Consider the following 23,573-nt stretch of genomic DNA (forward strand, 5'->3'; position numbering starts at 1 on the left):
TGTCGCCGGGTCGTTGTTGCGTTTGGGTGTGTCCTCCCACCCGGGGGCTCGCATCGTCGTGGGGGGTGGGGCCCTTCTCCCTCCCCAGCCCCCCCCCCACGCCGGCACCTCACCGCCGTCGAGACCGCACTCGCCGGAGCTCCGTTGGCAACGGAGGCCGCCGGGGACCTGCGGGCGCTGCTGGAGTACCTGGTGCGGCGCGACGTCTGAACCGCCGGGCCCGGGCACGTCCGCGGCACAGGGCCGGGACGCAGGTCAGGCCCGCGCACCGCGTTGACCTCGGCCCCTCGACGCGTCAGGGTTCGATACGGCGCGTTCCGCGACCCCGCGCCGGAAGGACGACCGCCATGATCGGCATGCCGGAGATCGAAGCCGCGGCCGGGCGAATCGCCGGGCACGTCGTACGCACCCCGACCGTGGACAGCCCGGGACTGTCGGCGCTGCTCGGTGCCCCGGTCACCTTGAAACTCGAACTGCTGCAGCGCACCGGGTCGTTCAAGGCACGCGGGGCGGTGGCGAAGCTGCTGTCGCTGAGCGAGGGCGAGCGGGCCGCCGGGGTCGTGGCGGTCAGCGGCGGCAACCACGGGATCGCCGTCGCGGTCATGGCCGCGGCCCTCGATGTGAAGGCGACGGTGGTGATGCCCCGCTCGGCACCCACGCGTGCCGTGGAGATCGCGGAGAAGGCCGGCGCGTCGGTGCGGCTGACCGACGACATGGACGGCGCGTTCACGCTCATGACCCGGCTCCAGCAGGAGGGGCTGACCCTGGTCCATCCCTTCGACGACCCCGCGGTGATCGCGGGACAGGGCACGGTCGGACTGGAGTTCGCCGCATATGCCGGCGAACTCACGGATGTGCTCGTGAGCATCGGGGGCGGCGGCCTGATCGCCGGTGTCGCCGCCGCACTGCGGGCGCGCCGGCCCGGTGTGCGGGTGTGGGGCGTGGAGACCGAGGGCGCCCAGGCCATGTCCGAGGCACTGGCATCGGGCGGCCCCCGGCCGGTTGCCCTGTCGTCGATCGTCTCCACCCTCAGCGCCCCGTCCGTGTCACAGCTCACCTACGACCATGTCCGCGCCCTGGTCACCGACGTCCTCGTGGTTCCGGACCGGGAGGCCGTGCAGGGCGTGCTGGACCTGGCCGGGCACGCCAAGGTGTGGGCCGAACCGGCGGCCGGCTGTCTGCTGCCCGCGGCCCGGCAGGTCCTGGAACGGGTCGGCGACGGGGCGCGGCTCGGTCTGGTGGTGTGCGGGGGCAACACGACGACGGACGACGTGTTCGCGTGGTCCCGTCGCTTCGGGTTGCGCTGACGTTCCGGACCCTCCCGGGAATCCGTCGCACAATTCATCGGAGGGCTGCGAGTTCAGACGTTGTACACCTCCGCATTTACCGGCGGTTACCACCAGGCCGGGCCCGAATTCGCGATTCAGCGGGCCGCTGCGGTCGAATTCCTCGCGCCCGCCGCGCCCTGGGCTGCCGAGGTGAGCCGTGTCCGGGCCCGCGAATGACCGTCTTTCTTCGCACACTTGCTCCCACTCCTTGAACAAAAGACAGGAACGGACACGGAGTTGCGATCCGTTTGAACGCAGGCCGCCTCACTCCCCGTACTTCTGGAAAAGGTGAGAGCCAGGTTTCCAGCGAGGGATGGCCATGGGCAGGGCGCACGTCTCCACACACCAGTTGGTCGCCGGCCGGTACCGGCTGCTCGAGATCATTCATCGCGAGACCAACCGCATCTGCTGGTACGCGGAGGACACCGGGGCCGGCGAGATCTCCCGCCCGTGTCTCGTGACCCAGATCGGGCTTCCGGAGGATGCGCGAGGGGCCGAGCGCCGGACTGCCGCCCGCCTGCTGCGCACGACCGAGAACATGGCCCTGCTGTGCCCCGGCCGGATCGCCGCGGTCGTCGACGCCGTCGAGGAGGCCGGCGCCCTGTGGACGGTCAACGAGTGGATCGACGGCACACCCCTCGGCGAACTCCTCTCCGAGCAGGGCACGTTCAACTACGTACGGTCGGCGCGGATCGGTCTGGAGCTGCTCGACGTGCTGGACGCCACGCACGCCGAGGGCATCACGCACGGCGAGCTCAGCCCCGGCCAGGTGTTCGTGCGCGAGGATCAGTCGATCGTCGTCACCGGCTTCGGACTGGCGGGCGCGACCCTCGCTCCGCGGCTGACGGCACCCGCGTTCGCCTCCCCGGAACAGGCCCGTGACCAGCGCATCGGCCCCACGGCCGATCTGTGGGCGCTGGGCGCGATCCTGTACACGACGGTCGAGGGGCGCCCGCCCTTCCGGGACCGGGGGCGCCCGGAGAACACCCTGAAGGGCGTGGACCGGCTTCCGCTGCGCACGCCGGTGCGCGCCGGGCCGCTCACCCAGGTCGTGCAGGGCCTGCTCCGCAAGGACTCACGGGAGCGGCTGACCCGCCCGGTGGTGCGTGAGGCGCTGACCCGCGCCCTCAGCGAGGACCCCGATGCCGCCCTGGCCGCGGCACCGGCCCCGCGGCTGCGCGGCGCCTACGCGGCGGTGCGGGTCGGCAACCCGGCGTGGAGCAGACGCACCATGGTGGCGGGGACGGCCCTGGCCGTCGTCACCGTGGCGGTCGCCGTGCTCGCCGCGACCCAGGGGCTGCCGGGCACGGACGGCGGCAGCGACGCGGCCGAGTCTCCGGCCCGGCCGCCGGCCTCCGCCGCCACGCCGGGTGAGGGCACCGGCGGCGACAGTGCCGAACCGTCCGGGGCGCCCAGCCCGCCCACGTCCCCCTCCCCCACTCCCACCCCGTCCTCTCCGCCGCCCGAGCCCACCCCCACGCGCACCTCCTCGCCCCCGGCCACGGCCCTGCCGCCCGGGTTCCAGCGTTACCGGGCGGCGGAGGGCTTCTCGGTCGCGCTCCCGAAGGGGTTCGAGCGCCTGGACACCGACCGTGACGGCGAGGTGTACCGGATCGTCTTCGGCGCCGAGGACGACGACCGCACCCTGGCCGTCACCTACAGCGACCAGGCGGGCCCGGACCCCGTCGTCGTATGGCGGGACGACGTCGAACCCAACCTCAAACAGGCGGACGGCTACGACCGGATCGGCGCGATCCGCGCGACGACGTTCCAGGGCCGCAAGGCCGCCGACATGGAGTGGACCGCCTACGTCCACGGCACCCGGGTGCACACCTACGGCCGGGGCTTCCTGCTCGGTGGGGGCCGGAGCTTCTCGCTGCGCTGGACCACCCCGGACGCCGAGTGGGACAAAGCCGCCAACCAGGAGGCGTTGCGCACCTTCTTCAGGACCTTCCGGCCCGGCTCAGACTGAGCGGCGCGGGGCACGCAGGGCGGTGAGGGGGCCGCCGTGCAGCGGTGCGGTACGCCACTGCGCGGTGAGCGTCCCCTCCACGAGGGAGCAGGTCAGCGCAAGACGGTGCGGGGTCTCGAGGAACACCACGTCCACGGCCAGCGTGCCGCCATCGGTCCAGCCGCCGCTCACCGCGGTCGGGAACGGTTCCTCGACGACCCTCCAGCCCTCCCCCGCGATACGCAGGTCCAGCCGGTCCGGACGGTCCGGCCGGTCCCTCTCTCCGGTGAGGGTGAGCGTCCAGCCGTCGCTGTCCCGGGTGAGCCCGGCCGAGTGGACCGGCCCAGCCGCGGAGGGCGTGAAGGCGGCGGCCGCCCAGTCCCGCTCCCGGTCAGGGGGTACGGGACGGCCCGGGGCGGGCGGCAGCGCGAGCCGGCCGAGGCGCTCCCGCAGCTCCGCGTCGGCGGCCTCGCGGCCGGTCAGCGGCTCGGGGCCGAAGGCGGGCAGCAGATGCTTCCAGACCAGGTTCAGGTACTCCTGCATCCGCTCGGTCGCCGAGGTCGCGGCGATCACCACGTCGTGCTCCGGCAGCACCAGGCAGAACTGGCCGTACGCGCCGTCGCCCCGGTAGCCGTGCCGGGACGTCCAGAACTGGTAGCCGTAGCCCTGGTCCCAGTCCTGCCGGTCCGCGTCTCCCATCACGCCGGCGGTCGGTGTGCGCGGGTACGAGGCCCGGGCCGCCCACCCCTCGGGCAGCAGCCGTTCACCCTCCCAGAGCCCGTCGCGCAGATACAGCTGTCCGAGCCGGGCGACCGCGTCGGTGGTGGCGTGCAGGCCGCTGAAGCCGAACTCGCGGCCGGTGCGGTCCCACGACCAGGCCACCTCACCGATACCCAGCGGATCCAGCAGCCGCGGCCGCAGGTACGCGGTGAGCGGCTGCCCCGTCACCCGCTGGACGATCGCGGCGAGCGTGTAGGTGGCGGGCTGGTTGTAGGCGAAGACGGTGCCCGGGCCGGCTTCCGGGGGCAGCAGCAGGAACTGCCGGACGGGCTCGGAGACGTTCCGCCCGAAGACCTCGTCGACGGTGTCCCGCCGGTGGCCACTCGCCATGGACGCCACGTGCCGTACCAGCATGGCCCGGCTGCGCGGGTCGGTGATGTCTGCCTCGAACTCCGGGAAGTACGAGGTCACGGGCGCGTCGAAGTCGAGCAGCCCCTCGGTCTCGGCCAGCGCCGCGGCGGTCGCGGTGAAGCTCTTGCTGAGCGAGTACAGCAGGTGGAGGCGTTCGGGGGTGTACGGCGCCCACCAGCCGGAGGCGACCAGGTGCCCGTGCCGCATGATCATCAGGCTGTGCGGCTCGATCTCGGGGGCCGCTTCGAGGGCGTCGAGAAAGGCGTGCACGCCGAGGGCGTCGACGCCTTGTGCGGCGGGGCCGGAGGAGGGCAGGACGGAGGCGCTCATGCATGCATCCTGCACCCGTCGTCGACCTTGATCGAGCAGTTTTCAAGTCCTCTGTCAGGGGACTCGCCGGTTATGGTGCAAATCGGATACACGATGATGACCGAACAGGCCGGCCCCCGAGAGCTCGTCGACCACGTGGTGCGGGCCGAGGAGGCGGGCTTCGACTTCTCGGTGACCTCCGACCACTACTTCCCGTGGCTGCGCTCGCAGGGCCATTCGCCCTACGCGTGGGCCGTGCTCGGTGCGGCGGCCCAGGCCACGTCACGTATCCCGCTGATGACGTACGTGACGTGTCCGACGTTCCGCTACCACCCGGCGGTGGTGGCGCAGAAGGCCGCCACGCTGCAGTTGCTGTCCGAGGGCCGGTTCCGGCTGGGACTGGGGTCGGGCGAGAACCTCAACGAGCACGTGGTGGGCGGCGGCTGGCCGTCCGTCGGCGTGCGGCACGAGATGTTCGAGGAGGCCGTGGAGATCATCCGCGCGCTCTTCCAGGGCGGCCACGTCGACCACCGCGGCACGCACTTCGACGTGGAGTCGGCCAAGCTGTGGGATCTGCCGGACGAGGCGCCGCCCATCGGCATCGCCGTCTCCGGGGAGCGCTCGTGCGAACTGGCGGGCCGGCTGGGCGACCTGGTGATCGCCACGGAGCCCAAGGCCGGGCTGCTGGAGGCCTTCGACCGGCACGGCGGCCAGGGCAAGCCCCGCATCGGCCAGCTGCCGGTCTGCTACGACCCCGACCGGGATACGGCCGTCGAGCGGGCCCACTCCCAGTTCCGCTGGTTCGGCAGCGGCTGGAAGGTCAACTCGGAGCTGCCGCATCCCGATTCCTTCGACGCGGCCACCCAGTTCGTCACGCGGGACGACGTCGCCGACGCGATCCCGTGCGGTGACGACCCGGACGCGTTCGTCGAGGCCGTCCGCCCGTACGCCGAGGCCGGATTCACCGAGGTCGCCCTGGTCCAGATCGGCGGCGAGTCGCAGCCGGCGTACCTGGACTGGTCGGAGAAGACGCTGCTTCCCGCCCTGCGGGACGCGTTCGGCTGAAGCCCTCCGCCGGGCTCCACCAGTTGAGCCCTCCGGCCCGGGGGGCTCTTCTTCACGAACGCGCCGATCCGCCGGGCCTCCTCGGTCGTGGGCAGGCCCCCTGCTCACGCCGTGCCCGGCGTCCTCGCGCATCCGCGCCCGGGGGGGGGCAACGGTTCCCGGAGGGGCCGTGCGGGCGGTGAACGGCGAGGTCGGAGGGTGCCGCTAGGCTTCCGTCCGCACCGTGCGCCGTTCGTTCCGCCTTGCTCAGGAGAGTCGTCCGTGACCGTAGCCATGACCCCGCCCGAGACGTCCCCCGCCGCCCCGGAGCCCGTGTCCGACCTGGTCGTACGGGACGCGCGGGAGTTCGGGGCGTACGCCCGGACCGGAGGGTGGGCCTTCGGGCTGAAGGTGGCGCGCAGCGTGCGGCCCGGCGGGCAGGGCGCGGACGAGACGCCGAAGGTGTCCGCGAAGGAGTTCGCGGAGCTCGCCGGCTGCTCCCCGGAGCGGGTCATGCGCTACTACAAGGCCTGGGACCGGGCGGCGGACGACGGGATGGTCCCGCAGTTCGAGGCGCTGACGCCGGGTCAGGAGGTGGATCTGCCGGACGCCGACGTGTGGCTGAGCTACTACGTGTCCCGCAACAGCGCCACGTCCGAGCGCGGCACCGCCATCTCCGAGGCCGCCGAGGCGGAGGGCATCCGGCCCACGAAGGCACTGGAGGTCGCGGAGAACCCCACCGCCCTGCGGGCCGCGATCCTCGCCGACCCGTCAACGGCCCGCGCAGCCCGCCAGGCCCTGCTGGACCGGGTCCGCGAGGACCCGGACCTGCAGTCGGAGCTGGCCCGCGACGTCGTGCGCACCGACGAGCTGAAGAAGGCCGTCGCCGGTGAGAGCAGGGCGGCCGACCGGATCGGATACGTGCGCCAGATCGCCGAGTCGGGGCAGATCAAGACGCCCGCCGGGCAGACCGTCGACGCGCCCGCCGACGTGCGTCAGGAGGCCGAGCGCCACCTGTCGCTCATCGACGAGCTGGACGAGGGCGAGGACGCCGGCGAGTGGGCCGCCGAGGCCTACGACAGCATGAAGTCCCTCGTGGTCGAGACCGTGGAAGCGGACCCGGGTCTGCGGGTGCAGGAGCGGCGCACGAAGTTCTACAGCAGCCTGCAGAAGGCGACGAAGGTGTTCGAGGAACTGACCTTCGACGACGCCGGGGAGTTCTACGAGGACGACATGGTGCAGCGCCTGGAGGATCTGCAGCGGGCCGTCGCGGTGTGCATCGAGTCGCTGCGCGGTGCTCGCGGGAATCACCCGGCCGGCTGAGCATTCCGGCGAAATCGGGGGTACTAGAGGGCTCTACGTCGGTTCTTCCCGGAGGCCCTCTCGTGAACTCGTTCGTCCACAAGACCCTGGTGGTGCAGCTCCAGGCGGGCGACACGGAACGTTTCTCCGTGCTCGCCCACCTGAGCTACGACGCCGCGGACCCGTTCGCCGTCACCGTGGTCTTCAGCCATGACGGACGTGTCCTCGCCCGGTGGCAGCTGGACCGCGAGATGCTCGGTGACGCGCTGCGCGGCCCGGTCGGGGTGGGCGACGTGCGGATGCGCCCGCAGTCGCGGGGGATGTGGCAGGAGCTGCGTATGGAGTTCCTCGGCGATGTCCGCCCCGACGGCGGCCGGCACCACGCCGTGGTGTTCGGGTGGGCGCCCGGGTTCGCGGCGTTCCTGCGGGAGACCCACGAGGTGGTCCCCCCGGGCCGCGAGGAGGTTCGTGTGGACGACTTCCTGGAGGGAGTCCTCGCCGGGGGCTGAATCGCGGCCGGTACGAGGAGGCGTACTCGTACCGGGGGCCCGCCCGCCCGACGGCGGGCTCCCCCGAAGAGGGGCCCGCCGTGCGGTGCCGTCACCGCGAGGTGTAGCGGCGGCGGGTCCACAGCGGCAGGACGAACCAGCACAGCAGGTACCAGCCGACCACGCCGGCGACCAGGTAGGGCACGAACCCGTCGTGCGTCGCCACGCGCAGGATCAGCAGCAGTGAGGCGGTCGTCGTGGCGAGCAGCAGCACGAGACCGAGCAGGGTGAGCCGGGAGGCCAGCTGCACCGCCTGGGGCTTGACGCGCCGCCCGGAGACGAGGCGGTGCAGGGACACCGGTCCTATGAGCGCTCCGGTCGCGCAGGCGCCCAGGACCACCGTCACGAGGTAGATCGTCTGGTCGGTGTCGGAGAGTTCCGCGTACTTCTCGGTGAAGACCACGGTGAGCAGGAAGCCGAACAGGATCTGGACGCCCATCTGCGCCACGCGGACCTCCTGGATGAGCTCCTGCCACATCCGGTCCGCTCTCTCCTCCTCCGTCTCGTTGCGCCCCCTGCGCATGGCCCCGCCCTCGGCCGCGTCCGCCACTGTTCCTCCCGGTGTGAGATCCGAGCCCTCCTCTTGCCCGGGTTCCCCGGAACGACTCCTCGTCCCGGGGGCGGCGGCGGTTTGAGCGATCAGGGGACGGTTACACGGACGGCGCGAATGACGCAGAACCCGAGGAGGTCGTGGACGCATGTCCGGTACGCAGCTCACCGTGACGCTCAGCGGCGGAGGCACCGATGACGCACGAGCCGTCGTCCGGGTCCTGGAAGGCACGTTCGGGGCGCCGGACGAGCTTCCCGCCGACCGCGGCGCGACGGTCCACACGGCAACCTTCGACGGGGAGGGCGGCACGGGTTCCGCCGGTGACGCAGGGTCCCCCGGGCGGCTGTCCGCGCCCGTGACCGTCACGGTGCAGGGCAGTCCGGAGGCCGTGCGGAGGGCGAGCGACACGCTCACCCGGGCTTTCACGACGCGCGACGACGGTGCCGCCTCCGGCGACCAGGAGCAGGAGAGGCAGCTGCTCCTGGAGCCGTAGGAGCCGGCCTCACCAGCGGGATTCGACCTGGTCCTTGATACGCCGGTCGTACAGGTCGCGGATCGCCGCCTGCGTCTCACCGGGCAGCTCCGGGAGGCGGGCGGCGGCCGCGTTGGCCCGGGCCTGCTCGGGCGAGCGCGCGCCGGGGATCACGGTCGTGACGCCGGGCTGCTCGACGATCCAGCGCAGGGCGAGCTGGGCCGGGGTGTACCCCTCAGGGGCGAGCGCCGCGAACTCGGCGGCCGCCTCCACGCCGGTGGCGTAGTCGACGCCGGAGAAGGTCTCGCCCTGGTCGAAGGCCTCGCCGTGCCGGTTGTAGGTGCGGTGGTCGTTGTCCGGGAAGACGGTGTCCCGGGTGTACCTGCCCGACAGCAGGCCGGAGGCCAGCGGCACCCGGGCGATGATGCCGACGCCCGCCGCACGGGCGGCCGGGAGCACCTCGTGCAGGGGCTTCATGCGGAACGGGTTGAGGATGATCTGCACGCTCGCCACGTTCGGCCGGGCGATGGCGGTCAGCGCCTCCTCACAGGTCTCGACGCTGACACCGTAGGCGGCGATCCGCTCCTCCTCGACGAGGGTGTCGAGGGCGTCGAACACCTCGTCCGTGGAGTAGACGGGGGTGGGCGGGCAGTGCAGCTGCACCAGGTCGATCCGGTCGACGCCGAGGTTGCGCCGGCTGCGGTCGTTCCAGGCGCGGAAGTTGTCGAGGACGTAGTTCGCGGGGATCTGGTCGGCCCGCCGGCCCATCTTCGTGGCGACCATGACGTGCAGGTCGGGACGCCCGCTGAGGAACGTGGCGATGGTCTGCTCGCTGCGGCCGTCGCCGTACACGTCGGCGGTGTCGAAGAAGGTCACCCCGGCCTCGGCCGCCGCCTCCAGCACCGTGAGGGCTTCCTTGTCGTCGACGTCTCCCCAGTCGGCTCCCAGCTGCCAGGTGCCCAGACCGATGACGGAGGCGTGCTGGTCCGACCTGTCGAATGTGCGCTCGTCCATGGGCGTCAGTCTGTCACCTGTCACCGCACCGCGCGGAACGTATCCGTCCGGCCCGCCGAGCCGTGTAGTTCACTCACACGAGTGAATCAATGCGTCACGCGGACTGCGCCGCGCTGCTGACCCACCTCGGGCGGTCCCTGGTGACCGAGGTGGTGCTGCGGGTGGGCGCGAACACCGACCTGAGGTGCGTGAGCCGTACGGACATCCCGGCCGGGGAGCTGTTCGCCGCGCCCGGCTCGGGCGGCCGGACGTTCGCGAGCCACCTGGACGAGGCGGGCCGGGTCGAGGCGATCTGGTTCGCCTTCACCGAGCACCCCTGGCTGAAGGTGTGGAGCGTCTCCCCCACCCGGCCGCTGACCTCGCGGAAGGTGACGCGGCCGTACAACTACCCGTTCTCGGACAACATCCCAGGGCCGGTGGCGGAGCTGGCCGGCCGGATGACGTCGGACGCGGCCTGGTACCTGGCGCCGGCGCTCGGCACCGCCCAGTACGAGGCCGCGGCGCTGGGGCTGGTGACGACGCTGTCCGCCGACCTGTGGGGGCCGTCCAAGAACACGCTGCTGTATCTGAGGCCCAGCACGCTGCGGGTGCACGCCGACGGCTACGCGGTCCTCACCTCCCGGGACCGGGTGCAGCGGGTCGTCTCCGAGTTCGCCGCGTTCTACCGCGAGCGGCTGACGGCGTACGCCGCCCGGGGCAGCTTCCCGGTCAACGGCTCGGTGGAGATCCGGGTGACCGGCCTGGACGACCCGGGCGACGTGGGAGTGTCCGGGGCCCGCCCGCCGCTGCTGTCGGCGCTCCGGCCGCCCGAGGAACACCCCGAGTGGGACACGGCCGTGTGGCTGGACATTCTGACGTTGCCGGGCACACCGGACGCGGAGGTGTTCCTGCGCGAGATCGAGAGGTTCCTTCTGCACACGTTCGACGGCGGTTTCGCGCTCACCCGAGTGGAGTGGTCCAAGGGGTGGGCGTACACGGACGACGGGGTGTGGAGCGACGCGGAGGTGCTGGGCGGCGTCGTCCCGGCGGCGGTCGGCACCGCCGCGTGGGCGGAGGCGGACGGCGTGCTGGACCGGCTCGACCCGCACCGCGTGTACGGCAACGCGTTCCTGGACCGGCTGTTCGGCTAAGGCGTGAGGTACGCCTGCACGGTCGGGGCGTACCGTTCCGTCAGGGCGTCGACGGTGCTCGCCCTCAGTTCGGTGCCGCGGGCGATGCCGTACATGACGCCGAGACCGAGCAGGGTGGCCACGGCCAGTTCGGCGCGCAGGGCCGCGTCGGGGCCGGTGAGCCGGGCGGTGAGCCGGTCGGTCACCTGGGTGCGGAAGTTGGCGCGCAGGATGTCGCCCTGCTCGCCGTGCAGGGGGGCGAACACGATCCGCAGCAGCGGGTCGGCGCCCTGCACGGACTGGCTGACCAGGACATGCCGGACCATGTGCGGGCCGAGGTCGTCGAGCGGCGCGGCGAGCAGCGCTTCGGCGTCGGTCTCGAAGGACATGACCCGGGCGAACAGCGTGTCCTTGTTGCCGAAGTACTTCAGGATCAGCGGCGGGCTCACGCCGGCGCGGTCGGCGACGGCCTTGAGGGTGATGTCGCCGTGTGCGTGCCGGGCCAGCAGGTACCGGGCCGCTTTCAGGATCGCCGCCCGGGTCGACTCGGCGTCCCTGCGGGCGGGTGTGGGCGTGACGGGTGGAATGCTCACGGCACTCATGCTCCCTCCATCGCCTCGTCGCGCGCGCCCCGGGTGCGATCCCGGGCCCGGTCCGGGCCGCCCGTGGCGTGCTCGGCGGAGTCGCCGGGGATGCACAGGGCCGCCGCCGCGGCCAGCAGGGCGACCGCGCCGGCCATCGCGAACGCCAGCAGGTAGCCGTGCAGGGTGGGCACCGGGACACCGCCGACCGGGCTGGTGTGGTGCACCAGGACGGCGGCCACGGCGGCACTGGAGCCGGCCTGCCCGATCGTGCGCATCAGGACGTTGACGCCGTTGGCGGAGGCGGTCTGCCCCGGCGGTACGGCCCGCAGGATGAGGGTGGGCAGCGCCGAGTAGGCGAGGGTGGTGCCGACCGCGACGACCGTGGCCCCCGCGATGATCATCCACAGCTCCCGGCTGTCGGCGATGCGCACGGCGTACCCGGCGGCGATGACCACCGCCCCGAGGGCCAGGGTGATGCGCGGCCCGCGGGCGGCGGAGATGCGGGCGGAGACGGGCGACAGCAGCAGCATGACGATGCCGCTGGGCAGCAGGCACAGCCCGGTGGCGACGATGGTCAGCCCGAGCCCGTACCCGGTGGCTTCGGGCGCCTGCACGAGCTGGGCGGTGACGAGGGTGTTGGCGTAGAACGCGAACCCGGCGAGCAGCGCGGCCACGTGGGCGAGGCCGACCCGGGGCCGTCCCGCCAACCGCAGGTCCACCAGCGGCCGCTCGGCCCTGAGCTGCTGCCACGACCAGAGCGCGAGCACGACGAGGGCGGCGGCGAACAGACCTACGACACGGCCACTGCCCCAGCCCCACTGCCCGCCCTGCGACACTCCGAGCAGCAGGCAGACCAGCCCGGTGGCCAGCCCGATCGTGCCCGGTACGTCGAAGCGGCCGGGTTCGCGCACCGGCGACTCGCGCACCGCCCACCACACCGAGGTCACCCCCGTGGCGCCGAGGGCGCTGGTCACCCAGAACATGGTGTGCCAGTTCGCGTACTGCACGATCACCGCCGCCAGCGGCAGGCCGAGCGCGGCACCGATGCCGACGGTGGAACTCATCAGCGCCACGGCCGATCCCCGGCGCTCCGGCGGCAGCTCGTCCCGCAGGATGCTGATGGACAGCGGAACGACCGCGGCAGCGGCACCGGACAGGCTGCGGGCCGCGATGAGCACGACGATGTCGGAGGTCAGGGCGCACAGGACCGAACCCGCTGTCATCAGCCCGAGGGCCGCCATGAGCACCCGGCGCTTGCCGTACATGTCGCCGGCCCGGCCCAGGACCGGCGTGAGGACCGCGCCGGAGAGCAGCGTGGCCGTCACCATCCAGGAGACCGTGCCCGCCGAGGCGCCGGTGAGCCGGGGAAGGTCGGGCAGGAGGGGCACGACCACGGTCTGCATGACCGCCATGAGGATGCCGCCGAACGCGAGCACCGGCACGGTGAGCCGTTCCCGAAGGGTGTTCGCACCGGGCGGCTTGCGTATCGCGGGTGTCTGGTCCATGGGAGCTCCTGCGGGCGGCGCGCCGGGCGAGGGCGCGGGTGAATTGCTATTCACCATAGCTGGTGAATAGCAATTCACCCACCCTTGACCACCGGGAGTCGCACCTTGCGCACGCAGCGCATCGGTGCGGGCGGCGCTGCGCCCCGCCAGCCGAATCGCGCCAGTTTCGCGGCGTGACGCGCACCACGAACCGCGAGCCGCACCGGCAGAAACATCCGCCACAGCGCCGTTCGCGAGCGGAATTTCCCCTTCCGCACTCACGCCCGATCCCTGTGAAGCAAGATCACCTTCGTTCAACCTTGCACCACATGAGGGGAATTGCCCGGATCGCAGCCAACCGGCTCGCGTGGATTTCTCCCGGTAGCGGGCGGGCCGGTAGGCATGCGGAGTCATCAGCCGAACCCACCCAGGAGGTCCGCATGCCGGAACTCAGCCGTCGCAGCGCACTCACCGCCGCGGCCGTCCTCGCCACGAGCGCAGGGGCGTTGTCAGTCACCACCCCGGCCTCGGCCGCCGGGCACCACGACTCCCCCGGGACCTTCGACGAGGTCTACAAGGGTCGCCGGATACAGGGCCGGCCGGCCACCGGGTCCGGTCACCACGGCCATCACGGCGGGGGATACGCGGTGTTCGTCGACGGGGTGGAGCTGCACGTGATGCGCAACGCCGACGGCAGCTGGATCAGCGTCGTCAGCCACTACGACCCGGTCGCCACTCCGCGCGCCGCCGCCCGCGCCGCTGTGGACGAGCTGCAGGGCGCGCCCCTGCTGCCCTTCCCCGCCAACTGACCCCCCACGCACGGCATCTGGAGCACTCGCACATGGCAGTCCGCAAGAACCAGTCCACCCTGACCGCCGACGAGAAGCGGCGTTTCGTCGCCGCGCTGCTGGAGCTGAAGCGCAGCGGCCGCTACGACGAGTTCGTCACGACGCACAACTCGTTCATCGTCTCCGACACCGACAACGGCGAGCGGACCGGGCACCGCTCACCGTCCTTCCTGCCCTGGCACCGAAGATTCCTCCTGGAGTTCGAGCGGGCGCTGCAGTCGGTGGACGCGTCGGTGACGCTTCCCTACTGGGACTGGACGGTCGACCGTACGCCGCGCGCCTCACTGTGGGCACCCGACTTCCTCGGGGGCACCGGACGGGAGCGGGACGGCCGGGTGACGGACGGTCCCTTCTCCGCGTCCGGCGGGAACTGGCCGGTCGACGTGCGGGTCGACGGCCGTACGTTCCTGCGGCGCTCCCTGGGTTCCGGGACGCGCGAGCTGCCGACGCGGGCCGAGGTCGAGTCGGTGCTGGCGATGCCCACGTACGACATGGCGCCCTGGAACAGCGGCTCGGACGGCTTCCGCAACCATCTCGAAGGGTGGCGGGGCGTCAACCTGCACAACCGCGTCCACGTCTGGGTCGGCGGGCAGATGGCCACCGGGGTCTCCCCCAACGACCCGGTGTTCTGGCTGCACCACGCGTACATAGACAAGCTGTGGGCGGAGTGGCAGCGCCGCCACCCCGGCTCGGGGTATCTGCCCACCGCGGGGACGCCGAACGTCATCGACCTGAACGAGACGATGCGGCCCTGGCACGACATGAGTCCGGCGGACCTGCTGGACCACACCCGGTTCTACACGTTCGACGTCTGATCAGACGCTCGCACCCGTGCGGCACTCCGGGTGGCCCCAGCCGCTGTCGTTCTTGGCGATGGGCTCGCCGGCCGCGTAGGAGCGGCCGCACTGGCAACGGCCCGGGAACTTCGCCTTGATGGTCCGCGAGGAGCCCTTGCCGCCCGCGGTGCGGGCCGCGCCGCCGCGCGGGCGGGAGCGGGGGGTCTTCGCCGGGGTGTCCGGGGAGGGCGGCGGCTCGGGAGATCCGAGGCCGCTGCCCGCGGGCTCCTGGACCACGGCGGCCTGACTGGCGGCCCGGTCGGCGAAGTCGTTGAGCCGGTCCCCGTCCACCTGGTGGGCGGGGACGTAGCGGAACTCGACCGAGCGGCCGTCGAGGAGTTCGTCGATGCGCACGACGAGGTCCTGGTTGGCGACCGGCTTACCGGCGGAGGTCTTCCAGCCGTTGCGCTTCCAGCCGGGCAGCCAGGTGGTGACGGCCTTCATCGCGTACTGGGAGTCCATCCGGACCTCCAGCGGCACGTCCGGGTCGGTCGCCGCCAGCAGGCGCTCCAGCGCGGTGAGTTCGGCGACGTTGTTGGTGGCCTTGCCGAGCGGCCCCGCCTCCCACCGCTCCGGCGTCTCGGAAGCGTCGGCGACGACCCAGGCCCAGCCGGCGGGCCCGGGATTTCCCTTCGAAGCCCCGTCACACGCGGCCACTACACGTTCACGCATGCGCTCGATCATGCCATGCTCGCGCGGGCCCCCCGGCCGAGAGGTCCGGGCCCCTAGGCCACGTCGGTCAGCTTCGGCATCTCTCCCTCGGTCGTCGTGGTGTCGATCACCGAGAAGCTCGCGCCCTGGGGGTCGCTGATCGCCGCGAACCGCCCGAAGGGGGTGGTCATCGGACCGAAGCGCAGCACGCCGCCGAGGTTGGTGGCCCTCGCCACGGCCTCGTCGCAGTCCTCGACCCCGAAGTAGACGTTGACGTACGGCTGCACCTCGGGCGGGAACTCCTCGCCCATCTTCATCCGGCCCAGCACCGTGCGCTCGCCCAGGTCGTAGACCCGGAAGTCCATCTCGCCGTCGTGCATGTCCCGCTGCCGGTAGGAGAAGACGGCGGGGAAGAACGCGTCGGACTTCTCCGGCTCACGGGTGAAGACCTCCGCCCAGGTGTAGGCGCCGGGTTCTCCCGTCGCCTGGAAGCCCTCGTGGGTGCCCGCCTGCCAGACGCCGAAGACGACGCCGCCGGGGTCGCGGGCCAGGCACATGGTGCCGAAGTCGGCGACCCGCATCGGGTCCATCAGCACCTCGCCGCCGTGCTCCCGGATCGTGGCCGCGGTGGCGGCGGCGTCCTCGGAGGCGAAGTAAAGGCACCACTGCGACATGCCTTCCTGGCCGGGCATGGGCGGAACGACGGCCGCGACCGCCTTGCCGTTCACGGAGGCCTCCGTGTAGTTGCCGAACTCCGCGGACGCCTCGGCGAAGGTCCAGCCGAGGACCTCGCCGTAGAAGCTCTTGGCCCCTTCGAGGTCACCGAACATCGCGTCGGCCCAGCACGGGATTCCTTCAGGTTGCACGGCCATGGCTGCGGCCCTCTCCGAATGAGTGGATCTGAGTGAGGTCTGAGTGGAATCGTCCGCTTCCTCACGCTAGTCACCCGGGGGCCTGCTCGCGCGTCGAGCGGGCCGTCACGCGGCGGGCGTCTTCCCTCCGGCGTCCGGCTGTGCTTGCCTGAGTGCCCTTTCGGTGGCCGGGGCGGGAGTTGCCGTATGCGCAAGCCGTGGGTCGTGGGAGTACTGCTGGCCGGGATGCTCCTCGGCGGCTGCGGGGATCCCGCGTCCGCACCCGAGGAGCCGGCACCGGCAGCGCCGCGCGCGTCGACGACCACCCACCAGCGCGCCCCCGCCTCCCCCGGCCCGCGGCCGAGGAAGGCGCCGACGGTGCTGTACCTCGGCGACTCGCTGGCGATGGAGGGCCAGGAGGTCCTGGGCAAGGAGTTACGCCGGGATCTCAAGGCGAAGTACACCGGTGCCCCGTACTCCGGCACCACCCTGTGCGACTACCTGGAGGGCACGGCCGAACGCTCCCTGGTACCGGCCGCCGACAAGGCCGCGGCGCTGGTGCGCAGGCTGCGGCCCGACGTCGTGGTCCTGCAGTTCTGGGGGAACTCCTGGGGCTACACGCCGTGCATGGACGGCATCACCTACGACAAGTCCCCGGCCCGGTACTTCACCCGCTACGACGCCGACGCACGCCGGCTCACGGAGCAGATCCGCGCGGCCGGGGGCGACGGCCGCCCGCGGATCGTCTGGGTGTCGCAGGGCCCGGACCCGATCACCCCCGAGCGGGTCCGGCGCGTCAACGCGCTGTACGAGAAGCGTGCCGCCGCCTCGGGCGACCTCGTGGCGGACGCCGGGAAGGCGGTGAGCCCGGCCGGCGGCCGCTACACCTGGACGCAGTCCCTGCCGTGCACGGTGTACGAGCGTGCCCACCGCGGCCTGTGCACACAGCCCGGCCGCGACCGCACCGCCCTGCACCGCGACGACGACTATCTGCACTTCTGCCTGGCCCCCACGACGTCCAGGCCGAAGCCCTGCCCGGTCCGCTCCCCCGGGATCCTGCGCATCGCGCGCCAGATCACCAAAACCGTTCGACAGGCGGCGCGTTGACCGCTCGAATGGGCGGCATGGGTGTGGTGCGCATGCACGAGGACGAGCTGGACATCGACGTCTCGCTCGTCGGCCGGCTGATCACCGGACAGTTCCCGCGGTGGGCCGGGCTGCCGTTGCGGCGGCTGGAGTCCTCGGGGACGGAGAACGCCATGTTCCGCCTCGGCGCGGACAAGGTCGTACGGCTGCCCCGGCACCCCCGGGCCGTGGATGCCATCGCGCACGAGCTGCGCTGGCTGCCCCGGCTGGGCCCCGCCCTGCCCGTCGGCTCGCCCCGAGCCCTCGGCCGGGGCGAGCCCGGGGACGCATTCCCCTGGCCGTGGTCGGTGTACGGGTGGCTGGACGGCCGCAACCCGGTACCCGGCGCGCTCGAGGAACCCGCGCTGCTCGCCGCGGACCTGGCGGCGTATGTCAGGGCCCTGCGCCGTGTCGACGCGTCGGAGGGCCCGCTGGGGTACCGGGGGGTGCCGCTGGCTTCCCGGGACGCCTTCGTGCGTGACGCCCTCGCGCAGCTCGCGGGCCGGATGGACACGGCCGTGGTGACGAAGGTGTGGGAGGAGGCCCTGAGCGCGCCGGAGCACACCGGGCCGCCGGTCTGGGCCCACGGCGACCTGATGGCCGGGAACCTTCTGGTCACCGGCGGGCGGCTGAGCGCCGTGATCGACTACGGGACGGTGGGGGTCGGTGATCCCGCCGTCGATCTGATCGGCGCGTGGTGCCTGCTGCCGGCGGCGGCCCGCGGGGTGTTCCGCGAGGCCGTGGGCGCAGGCGAGGCCGAATGGGCGCGGGCCCGGGGCTGGGCCCTGTCGATCGCGGTCATCGCCCTGCCGTACTACTGGGACACGAACCCGCCGGTCGCGGCGAACTCCCGGTACGTGATCGGGGAGATCGCGGCCGAGACGGCGTAGGGGCGGAGCCGGCGGGGTGCGGACGGCTCCGCCCTTGCGGGGGCACGTCACCCGCCCGCGTACGCCTTGTCCAGGGCGGCGATGTCGAACTTGCTCATCGCCATGAACGCCTGGGTGACGCGGGCAGCCTTGGCCGGATCCGGGTCGGTGATCATCTCGTCGAGCCGGTCCGGGACGACCTGCCAGGACACGCCGAAACGGTCCTTGAGCCAACCGCAGGGGCCGGGCTCGCCGCCGTCCTCGGTGAGCTTCGTCCAGTAGTAGTCGATCTCCTCCTGGTTCTCGCAGAAGAGCATGAAGGAGGTGGCCTCGGTGAACGTGAACTCGGGGCCGCCGTTGAGCCCGAGGAAGCGGTGCCCGTTGGCCGTGAACTCGACGGTCATCACGCTTCCGGCGGGCTGCGGCGCTCCCTCGGGGTAGCGGGCGATCTTGCCGATGCTGGAGTTCTTGAAGACCGAGACGTAGAAGTGGGCGGCCTCCTCGGCCTGGCCGTCGAACCAGAGGCAGGTGGTGAATCCGTCGGTGGTCATGAGTCCTCCCGGGTGCCTGGAACGCTGTCACCACTGTCGACCGGCGCTCCCCCCGGAACTCATCGGCCGGGCGGGCGGCACATTCAGGTGGCCGTTACACCGTTCGCCATCGGCATCGCCTGCTGGTGGGTGATGTGCGGGCGTTCTTCCGCCAGTTGCGCGAGAAGGGCCGAGCGGGCGGGCTCTGCCGGCAGCGGATCTGCCGAGGGCAGAGAAACCGTTCGCGGGCATCGTCCGAGGTCAAGAGTGGAGTCGACGGCACATCCCCGACACGTCAGCGGCACCTGTCGCCGCACACGAGGAGAACCGATGACTCCACTCACGACACTCGCCCCGCGGGCCGAGGAGGGCGACACCCCTCCGACCCGGTTCGACGACCATCTGGCCGCCCAGCTGCTGGCGCAGCGCATCGTGCTGCTGGGCACCCAGGTCGACGAGGTCTCCGCCAACCGGGTCTGCTCCCAGTTGCTCATCCTGTCCGCGGAGGACGCCCACACCGACATCAGTCTGTACATCAACAGCCCGGGCGGCGCGGTGCACGCCGGCCTCGCCATCTACGACACGATGCGGCTCATCCCGAACGACGTCTCCACGCTGGCCATGGGCTTCGCGGCCAGCATGGGCCAGTTCCTGCTGAGCGTCGGCGCGCCGGGCAAGCGTTACGCCCTGCCGAACGCGCGGATCATGATGCACCAGCCGTCGGCGGGCATCGGCGGCACCACCGCCGACATCGAGATCCAGGCGGAGAACCTGGAGTTCACCAAGCGGACCATCGAGCGGATCACCGCCGAGCACACCGGCCAGAGCCCGGAGGCCATCTCCCGGGACGGCGACCGGGACCGCTGGTTCACGGCGGAGGAGGCCAGGGAGTACGGCATGGTGGACCGGGTCGTGGAGTCCCTCGCGGACGTCCGCCCTGCTGCCACCCGGCGCAGGATGGGGCTGCAGTGATGGGTACGTACACGATCCCGAACGTCGTGGAGCGCACTCCGCAGGGCGAGCGGTCCTACGACGTGTTCAGCCGCCTGCTGTCCGAGCGGATCATCTTCCTCGGCACCGAGATCGACGACGGCGTCGCCAACGTCGTCATCGCCCAGCTCCTCCACCTGGAGTCGTCCTCCCCGGAGAGCGAGATCGCGATCTACATCAACTCGCCGGGCGGCTCGTTCACTTCGCTCATGGCGATCTACGACACCATGACGTTCGTGCAGGCGCCGATCTCCACGTTCTGCGTCGGGCAGGCGGCCTCCACGGCGGCCGTGCTGCTGGCCGGCGGGGACCCGGGGCGGCGGTTCGTGCTGGAGCACTCGCGGGTGCTGCTCGGACAGCCGGCCGCGGGCGGGCAGCGCGGCATGGTGTCCGACCTGGCGCTCCAGGCCAAGGAGATGGTGCGGATCCGCTCCCAGGTCGAGGAGGTGCTGGCGCGGCACACCCATCACGACGCGGCGACCCTGCGGGCCGACATGGACCGCGACAAGGTGTTCACCGCTCAGGAGGCGGTGGGCTACGGGCTGGCCGACGAGGTGCTCTGCCGGCGCCTCGCGAGGGTCTGAGGCGCCGGCCGGTACGGCTCAGGCGGCCAGGCACATTCCGTCGTGCGACGAGCCGGCCGCGCCACGGCGACCGCCGCCCGCGTGGCGCGAGCCGAGACGTGTGAGTTCGCCCTGCGCCCTGGCCAGCAGGTCGCCGAGGTTCAGCCCGAGGGCGTGGGCGGCGGCCGCGAGGACCTCCGAGGAGGCCTCCTTGCGGCCCCGCTCCACCTCCGAGAGGTAGGGCATGGAGATCCGCGCCTCGTCGGCGACGTCCTTCAGCGTGCGCTCCTGCGTGAGGCGTTCGCGGCGCAGGACGTCACCCACCAGGTCCCGCCACAGCGGTTCCTTACCGGCCGGGGCCGGGGCCGGCGGCGCCTGGCGCTGCGGTGCGCCGGCGGGACGCGCCCCGTGCGGGCGCAGCGGAATGACTCGGGCTTCGTTCGGCAGGTGGTTGCTCACCGCTCCAGCCTAGGAATCCCGGCCGCCGGGGGAAGGGCCTGGCGTTCCGCCCTGGGTGGAATCACCGCGCCCACGGCGGAGACGGACGACGGAGGGTCACATTCCGCCCTATTTCGCCCATGGCAAAATAGGGGGGCATGGTGCGCGCCGACCCGGGTACCCGCAACTCGGGAGTACCTATGCAGATGTCCGCCGTGACGTTCGTGGGAGAGGTAATGGAGACCGCCGTGATCCGGTCGAAGGCACAGGTTGTCGAAGAGAACGCCGAGGCCAGCGCGGGTGACGGAGCACTGCCAGGAGTCGTGGACCCCCGGTCCGTGGCTCCGCGGGACGCGAGGCAGCTGTCCCGCCAGTTCTTCCAGCGCCTGACGGAACTCGAAGAGGGAACACACGAGTACCAGTACGCGCGCAACACCCTCATCGAGATGAACATGTCGCTCGTGCGCTTCGCCGCCGGCCGGTTCCGCGGCCGCGGGGACGACATGGAGGACATCGTCCAGACCGGCATGATCGGCCTGATCAAGGCCATCGACCGGTTCGAGCTCTCGCGCGAGGTCGAGTTCACCTCCTTCGCGCTGCCGTACATCGTCGGCGAGATCAAGCGGTTCTTCCGGGACACGACGTGGGCGGTGCACGTGCCCCGGCGGCTGCAGGAGCTGCGCGTCGAACTCGCCAAGGCCCGTGAGGAGCTCGCCAGCCGGCTGGACCGCGAGCCGACGGTCGCCGAGCTGGCCACGCTGATGAACATCTCCGAGCGTGAGGTCGTGGAGGGGCAGATCGCGGCGAACGGGTACAACTCGTCGTCGCTGGACGCCGCGCTGACCGGGGACGGCCCGGAGGGCGGCGAGGCCGTCCTGGCCGACTTCATCGGTGTGGAGGAGGACGGGCTGCGGCTCGTCGAGGACTTCCACTCGCTGGCCCCGCTCATGGCGGAGCTGAGCGAGCGCGACCGGCAGATCATCCACATGCGGTTCGTGGAGGAGGCCACCCAGGCGGAGATCGGTGAGCAGCTCGGCTGCTCGCAGATGCACGTCTCCCGCCTGATCAAGCGGATCATCACACGACTGCGCGAGGGCATGCTGGGCGAGCTGGGCTGCGCCTGACAGGGCCTCCGACCGGCGGGTGCCGCCCCTCCATGCGGGAGTGGGCGGCACCCGCGAGTGCTGTCCGGCTCGCGTGGGTTTCCCGACGTGGAAACGATTCGTTCCGTCCGGGTGACGCATCTCACCCGGACGGCTCACCCGCCGGTTACTCCGGAGAGCGGCAGGACGGCGCGCACCCGCTTGCCCACCGGCACCCTTTCCACACTGACCTGCTCCGCGAGAGCGTGGACGATCTCCAGGCCGTGCCGGCCGATGCGCTCGGGGTTGCGGGGGAAGATGCGGGGCAGTGCGGAGCTGCTGTCGTAGACCGACACGGTCACCGCGGCGTCGGTGCCGACGAGTTCGAGGATGTACGGCCCGTTGCTGTGCCGGTCGGCATTGGTGATCAGCTCGCTCACCACCAGCAGTACGGCGCCGTCGATCCGCTCGTCGATCCGCGCGCACCACTCGGTCCTGAGCTGGTCGAGAAAGAGCGCGGCGAAGGACCGCGCCTCGGCGATGCATCCCTGCTCGCCGGTGTAGTGTGCCGCCCGCCTCAGCGGTTCCACGGGCACGTCGAAACCAGTCGGTATCACTGCCCCGTCCAGGTGGTCGATCATTCTTTTCTCTCCGGGAAGCCGGACTGGCCGGACGCTCTGCACCTTGCTCGTACCCCGAGCCCGGCTTCACAGTCCTGACAGATTCTCCCCCATTCCATGACGCGGGCATTGTCCCCCCTTCGCAGGGCACCCGGAAGGAATCAGGACCGGCCGAGGGCGGCCGGGCCGGATCGCCGGAGGTGCGCTGTGGCCTGGTGGACATGGCTGGTCGTGGTGATCGCGGCGCTCGCCGCCGTCGCGGCGGTGACGCTCGCCGTGCAGGCGGGGCGACGGTCGGGGACCGTCATCGCGGTCCGGCGTCGGCCCGGCGGGAAGGGCCTGCGATGAACGAGCTGCTGGCTGCACGCAGCCTGACCACCCTTCCGGTGGTCACCCTGGGCGGCGACGCCGTCGCACAGGTCAAGGACACCGTGTTCGACGCCGCCGCCGGTCGGATCACCGGTTTCACGCTGAGCGGACGCGGCCTGCTGAGCGGGCCGCTGAAGCAGAGCCTGCCGTGGCCCGCGGTCCACGCGCTGGGCCCGCACGCGGTCATGATCCGCGACGCCCTGGCGCTGCAGGACACCACCGTCGTGGTGGCCCGACGCGAGGCGCAGCAGGGCAGGGTGCTGCACGCGAAGGTACTGACCGACGAGGGCACCGACGTGGGCACGGTGCTCGACGTGATCGTCGAGGGCGGCACCAGCGGCCGGGTCGTCGGCTTCCGGATCGCCGCGGCCAAGGCACTGGTGCAGGCCTCCAGACGCCGGCGGCACCGGGTCTACGTGCCGCGCGGCGAAACGCTCGCGGTCTCCGGTCGTGCCCTGGTCATCCCCGCGGACGCCACCCGCTACGTCGCCGACGACCTGCCGGCCTTCGTCGCCAGGGGCGGGGCCTTCCGGGCCGGGCAGGAGGGGTCGGCGCCATGATGCTGTTCTCCGAGGCTCGGGGCCTCCCCGTGCTGACACTGACCGAGGCGGAGGACATCGGCGCGCTGAGGTCGCTGACGGTCGACGCCGTGTCCGGTGTGGTCACGCATGTCCGGCTACGGGGCCGGCACTCCCGTAAGGAGACCGTGCTGGCCTGGGGCTCCCTGCACGCCATCGGCCCGGACGCGGTACTGGTCCGCACGACCGCCGAACCGGCCGAGGTGCCGCCGCACCACGAGCTGCCCGGCCTCAGGATCCTCACCGAGACGGGCGACACGCTCGGCACGGTCCAGGACGTCGCGTTCGAACCGGAGACGGGCCGCGTCGAAGCGGTCGTCACGGCTCATGGCGACCTGCCGGGCGACCGGCTGCTCGGACTCGGTGACTACGCACTGGTGGTCCGCGCGGCTTGAGC

At 71.9% G+C, this 23,573-nt stretch carries 26 protein-coding genes and 1 pseudogene; 17 read left to right on the plus strand and 10 right to left on the minus strand.

Annotated elements, in window-relative coordinates; translation table 11 throughout:
* The first annotated feature begins 347 nt into the window (after positions 1-347).
* Complete coding sequence (locus tag ACFCXS_RS18115) at positions 348-1,307, plus strand: threonine/serine dehydratase (RefSeq protein ID WP_376644328.1); 960 nt, start codon at positions 348-350, stop codon at positions 1,305-1,307.
* 340 nt (positions 1,308-1,647) lie between these two features.
* Positions 1,648-3,300 carry a serine/threonine-protein kinase gene (locus ACFCXS_RS18120; protein ID WP_376644329.1) on the plus strand — a complete coding sequence of 551 codons (1,653 nt, stop codon included), beginning with the start codon at positions 1,648-1,650 and terminating at the stop codon, positions 3,298-3,300.
* On the opposite strand, the gene ACFCXS_RS18125 is transcribed toward ACFCXS_RS18120, so the two are convergent.
* Complete coding sequence (locus ACFCXS_RS18125) at positions 3,292-4,740, minus strand: serine hydrolase domain-containing protein (protein WP_376644330.1); 1,449 nt, start codon at positions 4,738-4,740, stop codon at positions 3,292-3,294. The genes ACFCXS_RS18120 and ACFCXS_RS18125 overlap by 9 nt on opposite strands.
* A 72-nt stretch (positions 4,741-4,812) precedes the next feature.
* On the opposite strand from ACFCXS_RS18125, the gene ACFCXS_RS18130 reads away from it, so the two are divergent.
* The 3 genes from ACFCXS_RS18130 to ACFCXS_RS18140 all read left to right on the plus strand — a co-directional run bounded on the left by ACFCXS_RS18130 (position 4,813) and on the right by ACFCXS_RS18140 (position 7,574).
* Positions 4,813-5,784 (plus strand): LLM class F420-dependent oxidoreductase, encoded by a 972-nt coding sequence (locus tag ACFCXS_RS18130; protein WP_376644331.1) that lies wholly within the window; start codon positions 4,813-4,815, stop codon positions 5,782-5,784.
* A 261-nt stretch (positions 5,785-6,045) separates the two neighbouring features.
* Entirely contained in the window at positions 6,046-7,086 is a 1,041-nt protein-coding gene (locus ACFCXS_RS18135; protein WP_376644332.1) for a hypothetical protein, read from the plus strand.
* 62 nt (positions 7,087-7,148) lie between these two features.
* The gene (locus ACFCXS_RS18140) at positions 7,149-7,574 is read left to right on the plus strand and encodes an SsgA family sporulation/cell division regulator (protein ID WP_376644333.1); all 426 of its coding nucleotides are present in this window, start codon (positions 7,149-7,151) and stop codon (positions 7,572-7,574) included.
* 91 nt (positions 7,575-7,665) lie between these two features.
* Here the strand turns inward: ACFCXS_RS18140 and ACFCXS_RS18145 are convergent, their stop codons facing one another.
* A complete protein-coding gene (locus ACFCXS_RS18145) occupies positions 7,666-8,163 on the minus strand; it encodes a DUF6328 family protein (protein ID WP_376644334.1) in 498 nt (165 codons plus the stop codon).
* Between the two features lie 148 nt (positions 8,164-8,311).
* Here ACFCXS_RS18145 and ACFCXS_RS18150 point away from each other — a divergent pair, with 148 nt between their 5' ends.
* A complete protein-coding gene (locus ACFCXS_RS18150) occupies positions 8,312-8,656 on the plus strand; it encodes a hypothetical protein (RefSeq protein ID WP_376644335.1) in 345 nt (114 codons plus the stop codon).
* Between the two features lie 9 nt (positions 8,657-8,665).
* Here the strand turns inward: ACFCXS_RS18150 and ACFCXS_RS18155 are convergent, their stop codons facing one another.
* Entirely contained in the window at positions 8,666-9,649 is a 984-nt protein-coding gene (locus ACFCXS_RS18155) for an aldo/keto reductase (RefSeq protein ID WP_376644336.1), read from the minus strand.
* A gap of 98 nt (positions 9,650-9,747) precedes the next feature.
* Between ACFCXS_RS18155 and ACFCXS_RS18160 the strand changes: the two are divergent.
* Positions 9,748-10,779, plus strand: a pseudogene (locus tag ACFCXS_RS18160) (cholesterol oxidase substrate-binding domain-containing protein); the annotation flags it as partial.
* Here ACFCXS_RS18160 and ACFCXS_RS18165 read toward each other — a convergent pair.
* Positions 10,776-11,360 carry a TetR family transcriptional regulator gene (locus tag ACFCXS_RS18165; RefSeq protein WP_376644337.1) on the minus strand — a complete coding sequence of 195 codons (585 nt, stop codon included), beginning with the start codon at positions 11,358-11,360 and terminating at the stop codon, positions 10,776-10,778. The pseudogene ACFCXS_RS18160 and the gene ACFCXS_RS18165 sit on opposite strands and share 4 nt — an antisense overlap.
* Positions 11,357-12,847: an MFS transporter gene (locus ACFCXS_RS18170; RefSeq protein WP_376644338.1), complete on the minus strand. Its 1,491-nt coding sequence runs from the start codon at positions 12,845-12,847 to the stop codon at positions 11,357-11,359. Before ACFCXS_RS18170 ends, ACFCXS_RS18165 begins: the two co-directional genes overlap by 4 nt.
* 419 nt (positions 12,848-13,266) lie before the next feature.
* Between ACFCXS_RS18170 and ACFCXS_RS18175 the strand changes: the two genes are divergently transcribed.
* Together ACFCXS_RS18175 and ACFCXS_RS18180 are read left to right on the plus strand one after the other, a co-directional pair.
* Complete coding sequence (locus tag ACFCXS_RS18175) at positions 13,267-13,635, plus strand: tyrosinase cofactor (protein ID WP_376644339.1); 369 nt, start codon at positions 13,267-13,269, stop codon at positions 13,633-13,635.
* Positions 13,636-13,667: 32 nt separating this feature from the next.
* On the plus strand, positions 13,668-14,489 hold the full coding sequence (locus ACFCXS_RS18180; RefSeq protein WP_104786365.1) for a tyrosinase family protein: 822 nt from the start codon (positions 13,668-13,670) through the stop codon (positions 14,487-14,489).
* Here the strand turns inward: ACFCXS_RS18180 and ACFCXS_RS18185 are convergent, their stop codons facing one another.
* Complete coding sequence (locus tag ACFCXS_RS18185) at positions 14,490-15,194, minus strand: ribonuclease H (RefSeq protein ID WP_376644340.1); 705 nt, start codon at positions 15,192-15,194, stop codon at positions 14,490-14,492.
* 41 nt (positions 15,195-15,235) lie between these two features.
* Positions 15,236-16,033 (minus strand): VOC family protein, encoded by a 798-nt coding sequence (locus ACFCXS_RS18190; RefSeq protein WP_376644341.1) that lies wholly within the window; start codon positions 16,031-16,033, stop codon positions 15,236-15,238.
* Positions 16,034-16,219: 186 nt separating this feature from the next.
* On the opposite strand from ACFCXS_RS18190, the gene ACFCXS_RS18195 reads away from it, so the two are divergent.
* Both ACFCXS_RS18195 and ACFCXS_RS18200 read left to right on the plus strand, forming a co-directional pair.
* Positions 16,220-17,119 carry an SGNH/GDSL hydrolase family protein gene (locus tag ACFCXS_RS18195; protein WP_376644342.1) on the plus strand — a complete coding sequence of 300 codons (900 nt, stop codon included), beginning with the start codon at positions 16,220-16,222 and terminating at the stop codon, positions 17,117-17,119.
* Between the two features lie 17 nt (positions 17,120-17,136).
* Positions 17,137-18,027: an aminoglycoside phosphotransferase family protein gene (locus ACFCXS_RS18200; protein WP_376644343.1), complete on the plus strand. Its 891-nt coding sequence runs from the start codon at positions 17,137-17,139 to the stop codon at positions 18,025-18,027.
* Between the two features lie 47 nt (positions 18,028-18,074).
* Here ACFCXS_RS18200 and ACFCXS_RS18205 read toward each other — a convergent pair whose 3' ends face one another.
* Entirely contained in the window at positions 18,075-18,557 is a 483-nt protein-coding gene (locus ACFCXS_RS18205) for a VOC family protein (protein ID WP_376644344.1), read from the minus strand.
* A 309-nt stretch (positions 18,558-18,866) separates the two neighbouring features.
* On the opposite strand from ACFCXS_RS18205, the gene ACFCXS_RS18210 reads away from it, so the two are divergent.
* Positions 18,867-19,508 (plus strand): ATP-dependent Clp protease proteolytic subunit, encoded by a 642-nt coding sequence (locus ACFCXS_RS18210; protein WP_376644345.1) that lies wholly within the window; start codon positions 18,867-18,869, stop codon positions 19,506-19,508.
* A complete protein-coding gene (locus ACFCXS_RS18215; RefSeq protein WP_376644346.1) occupies positions 19,508-20,110 on the plus strand; it encodes a ClpP family protease in 603 nt (200 codons plus the stop codon). The genes ACFCXS_RS18210 and ACFCXS_RS18215 overlap by 1 nt, the downstream gene beginning before the upstream one ends.
* Positions 20,111-20,128: 18 nt before the next feature.
* On the opposite strand, the gene ACFCXS_RS18220 is transcribed toward ACFCXS_RS18215, so the two are convergent.
* The gene (locus ACFCXS_RS18220) at positions 20,129-20,548 is read right to left on the minus strand and encodes a helix-turn-helix domain-containing protein (protein WP_376644347.1); all 420 of its coding nucleotides are present in this window, start codon (positions 20,546-20,548) and stop codon (positions 20,129-20,131) included.
* A 215-nt stretch (positions 20,549-20,763) separates the two neighbouring features.
* On the opposite strand from ACFCXS_RS18220, the gene ACFCXS_RS18225 reads away from it, so the two are divergent.
* On the plus strand, positions 20,764-21,651 hold the full coding sequence (locus ACFCXS_RS18225; protein ID WP_030844182.1) for an RNA polymerase sigma factor SigF: 888 nt from the start codon (positions 20,764-20,766) through the stop codon (positions 21,649-21,651).
* A gap of 134 nt (positions 21,652-21,785) precedes the next feature.
* Here ACFCXS_RS18225 and ACFCXS_RS18230 read toward each other — a convergent pair whose 3' ends face one another.
* Positions 21,786-22,250 carry an ATP-binding protein gene (locus ACFCXS_RS18230; protein WP_376644348.1) on the minus strand — a complete coding sequence of 155 codons (465 nt, stop codon included), beginning with the start codon at positions 22,248-22,250 and terminating at the stop codon, positions 21,786-21,788.
* Between the two features lie 186 nt (positions 22,251-22,436).
* Between ACFCXS_RS18230 and ACFCXS_RS18235 the strand changes: the two genes are divergently transcribed.
* From ACFCXS_RS18235 to ACFCXS_RS18245, 3 genes are read left to right on the plus strand one after another with little or no spacing between them, the layout of a single operon-like run.
* Positions 22,437-22,577 carry a hypothetical protein gene (locus ACFCXS_RS18235; protein WP_362244019.1) on the plus strand — a complete coding sequence of 47 codons (141 nt, stop codon included), beginning with the start codon at positions 22,437-22,439 and terminating at the stop codon, positions 22,575-22,577.
* On the plus strand, positions 22,574-23,158 hold the full coding sequence (locus ACFCXS_RS18240) for a PRC-barrel domain-containing protein (RefSeq protein WP_376644349.1): 585 nt from the start codon (positions 22,574-22,576) through the stop codon (positions 23,156-23,158). Before ACFCXS_RS18235 ends, ACFCXS_RS18240 begins: the two co-directional genes overlap by 4 nt.
* Positions 23,155-23,571 carry a PRC-barrel domain-containing protein gene (locus ACFCXS_RS18245; protein ID WP_376644350.1) on the plus strand — a complete coding sequence of 139 codons (417 nt, stop codon included), beginning with the start codon at positions 23,155-23,157 and terminating at the stop codon, positions 23,569-23,571. Before ACFCXS_RS18240 ends, ACFCXS_RS18245 begins: the two co-directional genes overlap by 4 nt.
* Positions 23,572-23,573: the final 2 nt, after the last annotated feature.

The organism is Streptomyces sp. NPDC056373 (genome assembly GCF_042262425.1).
GTDB lineage: Bacteria > Actinomycetota > Actinomycetes > Streptomycetales > Streptomycetaceae > Streptomyces.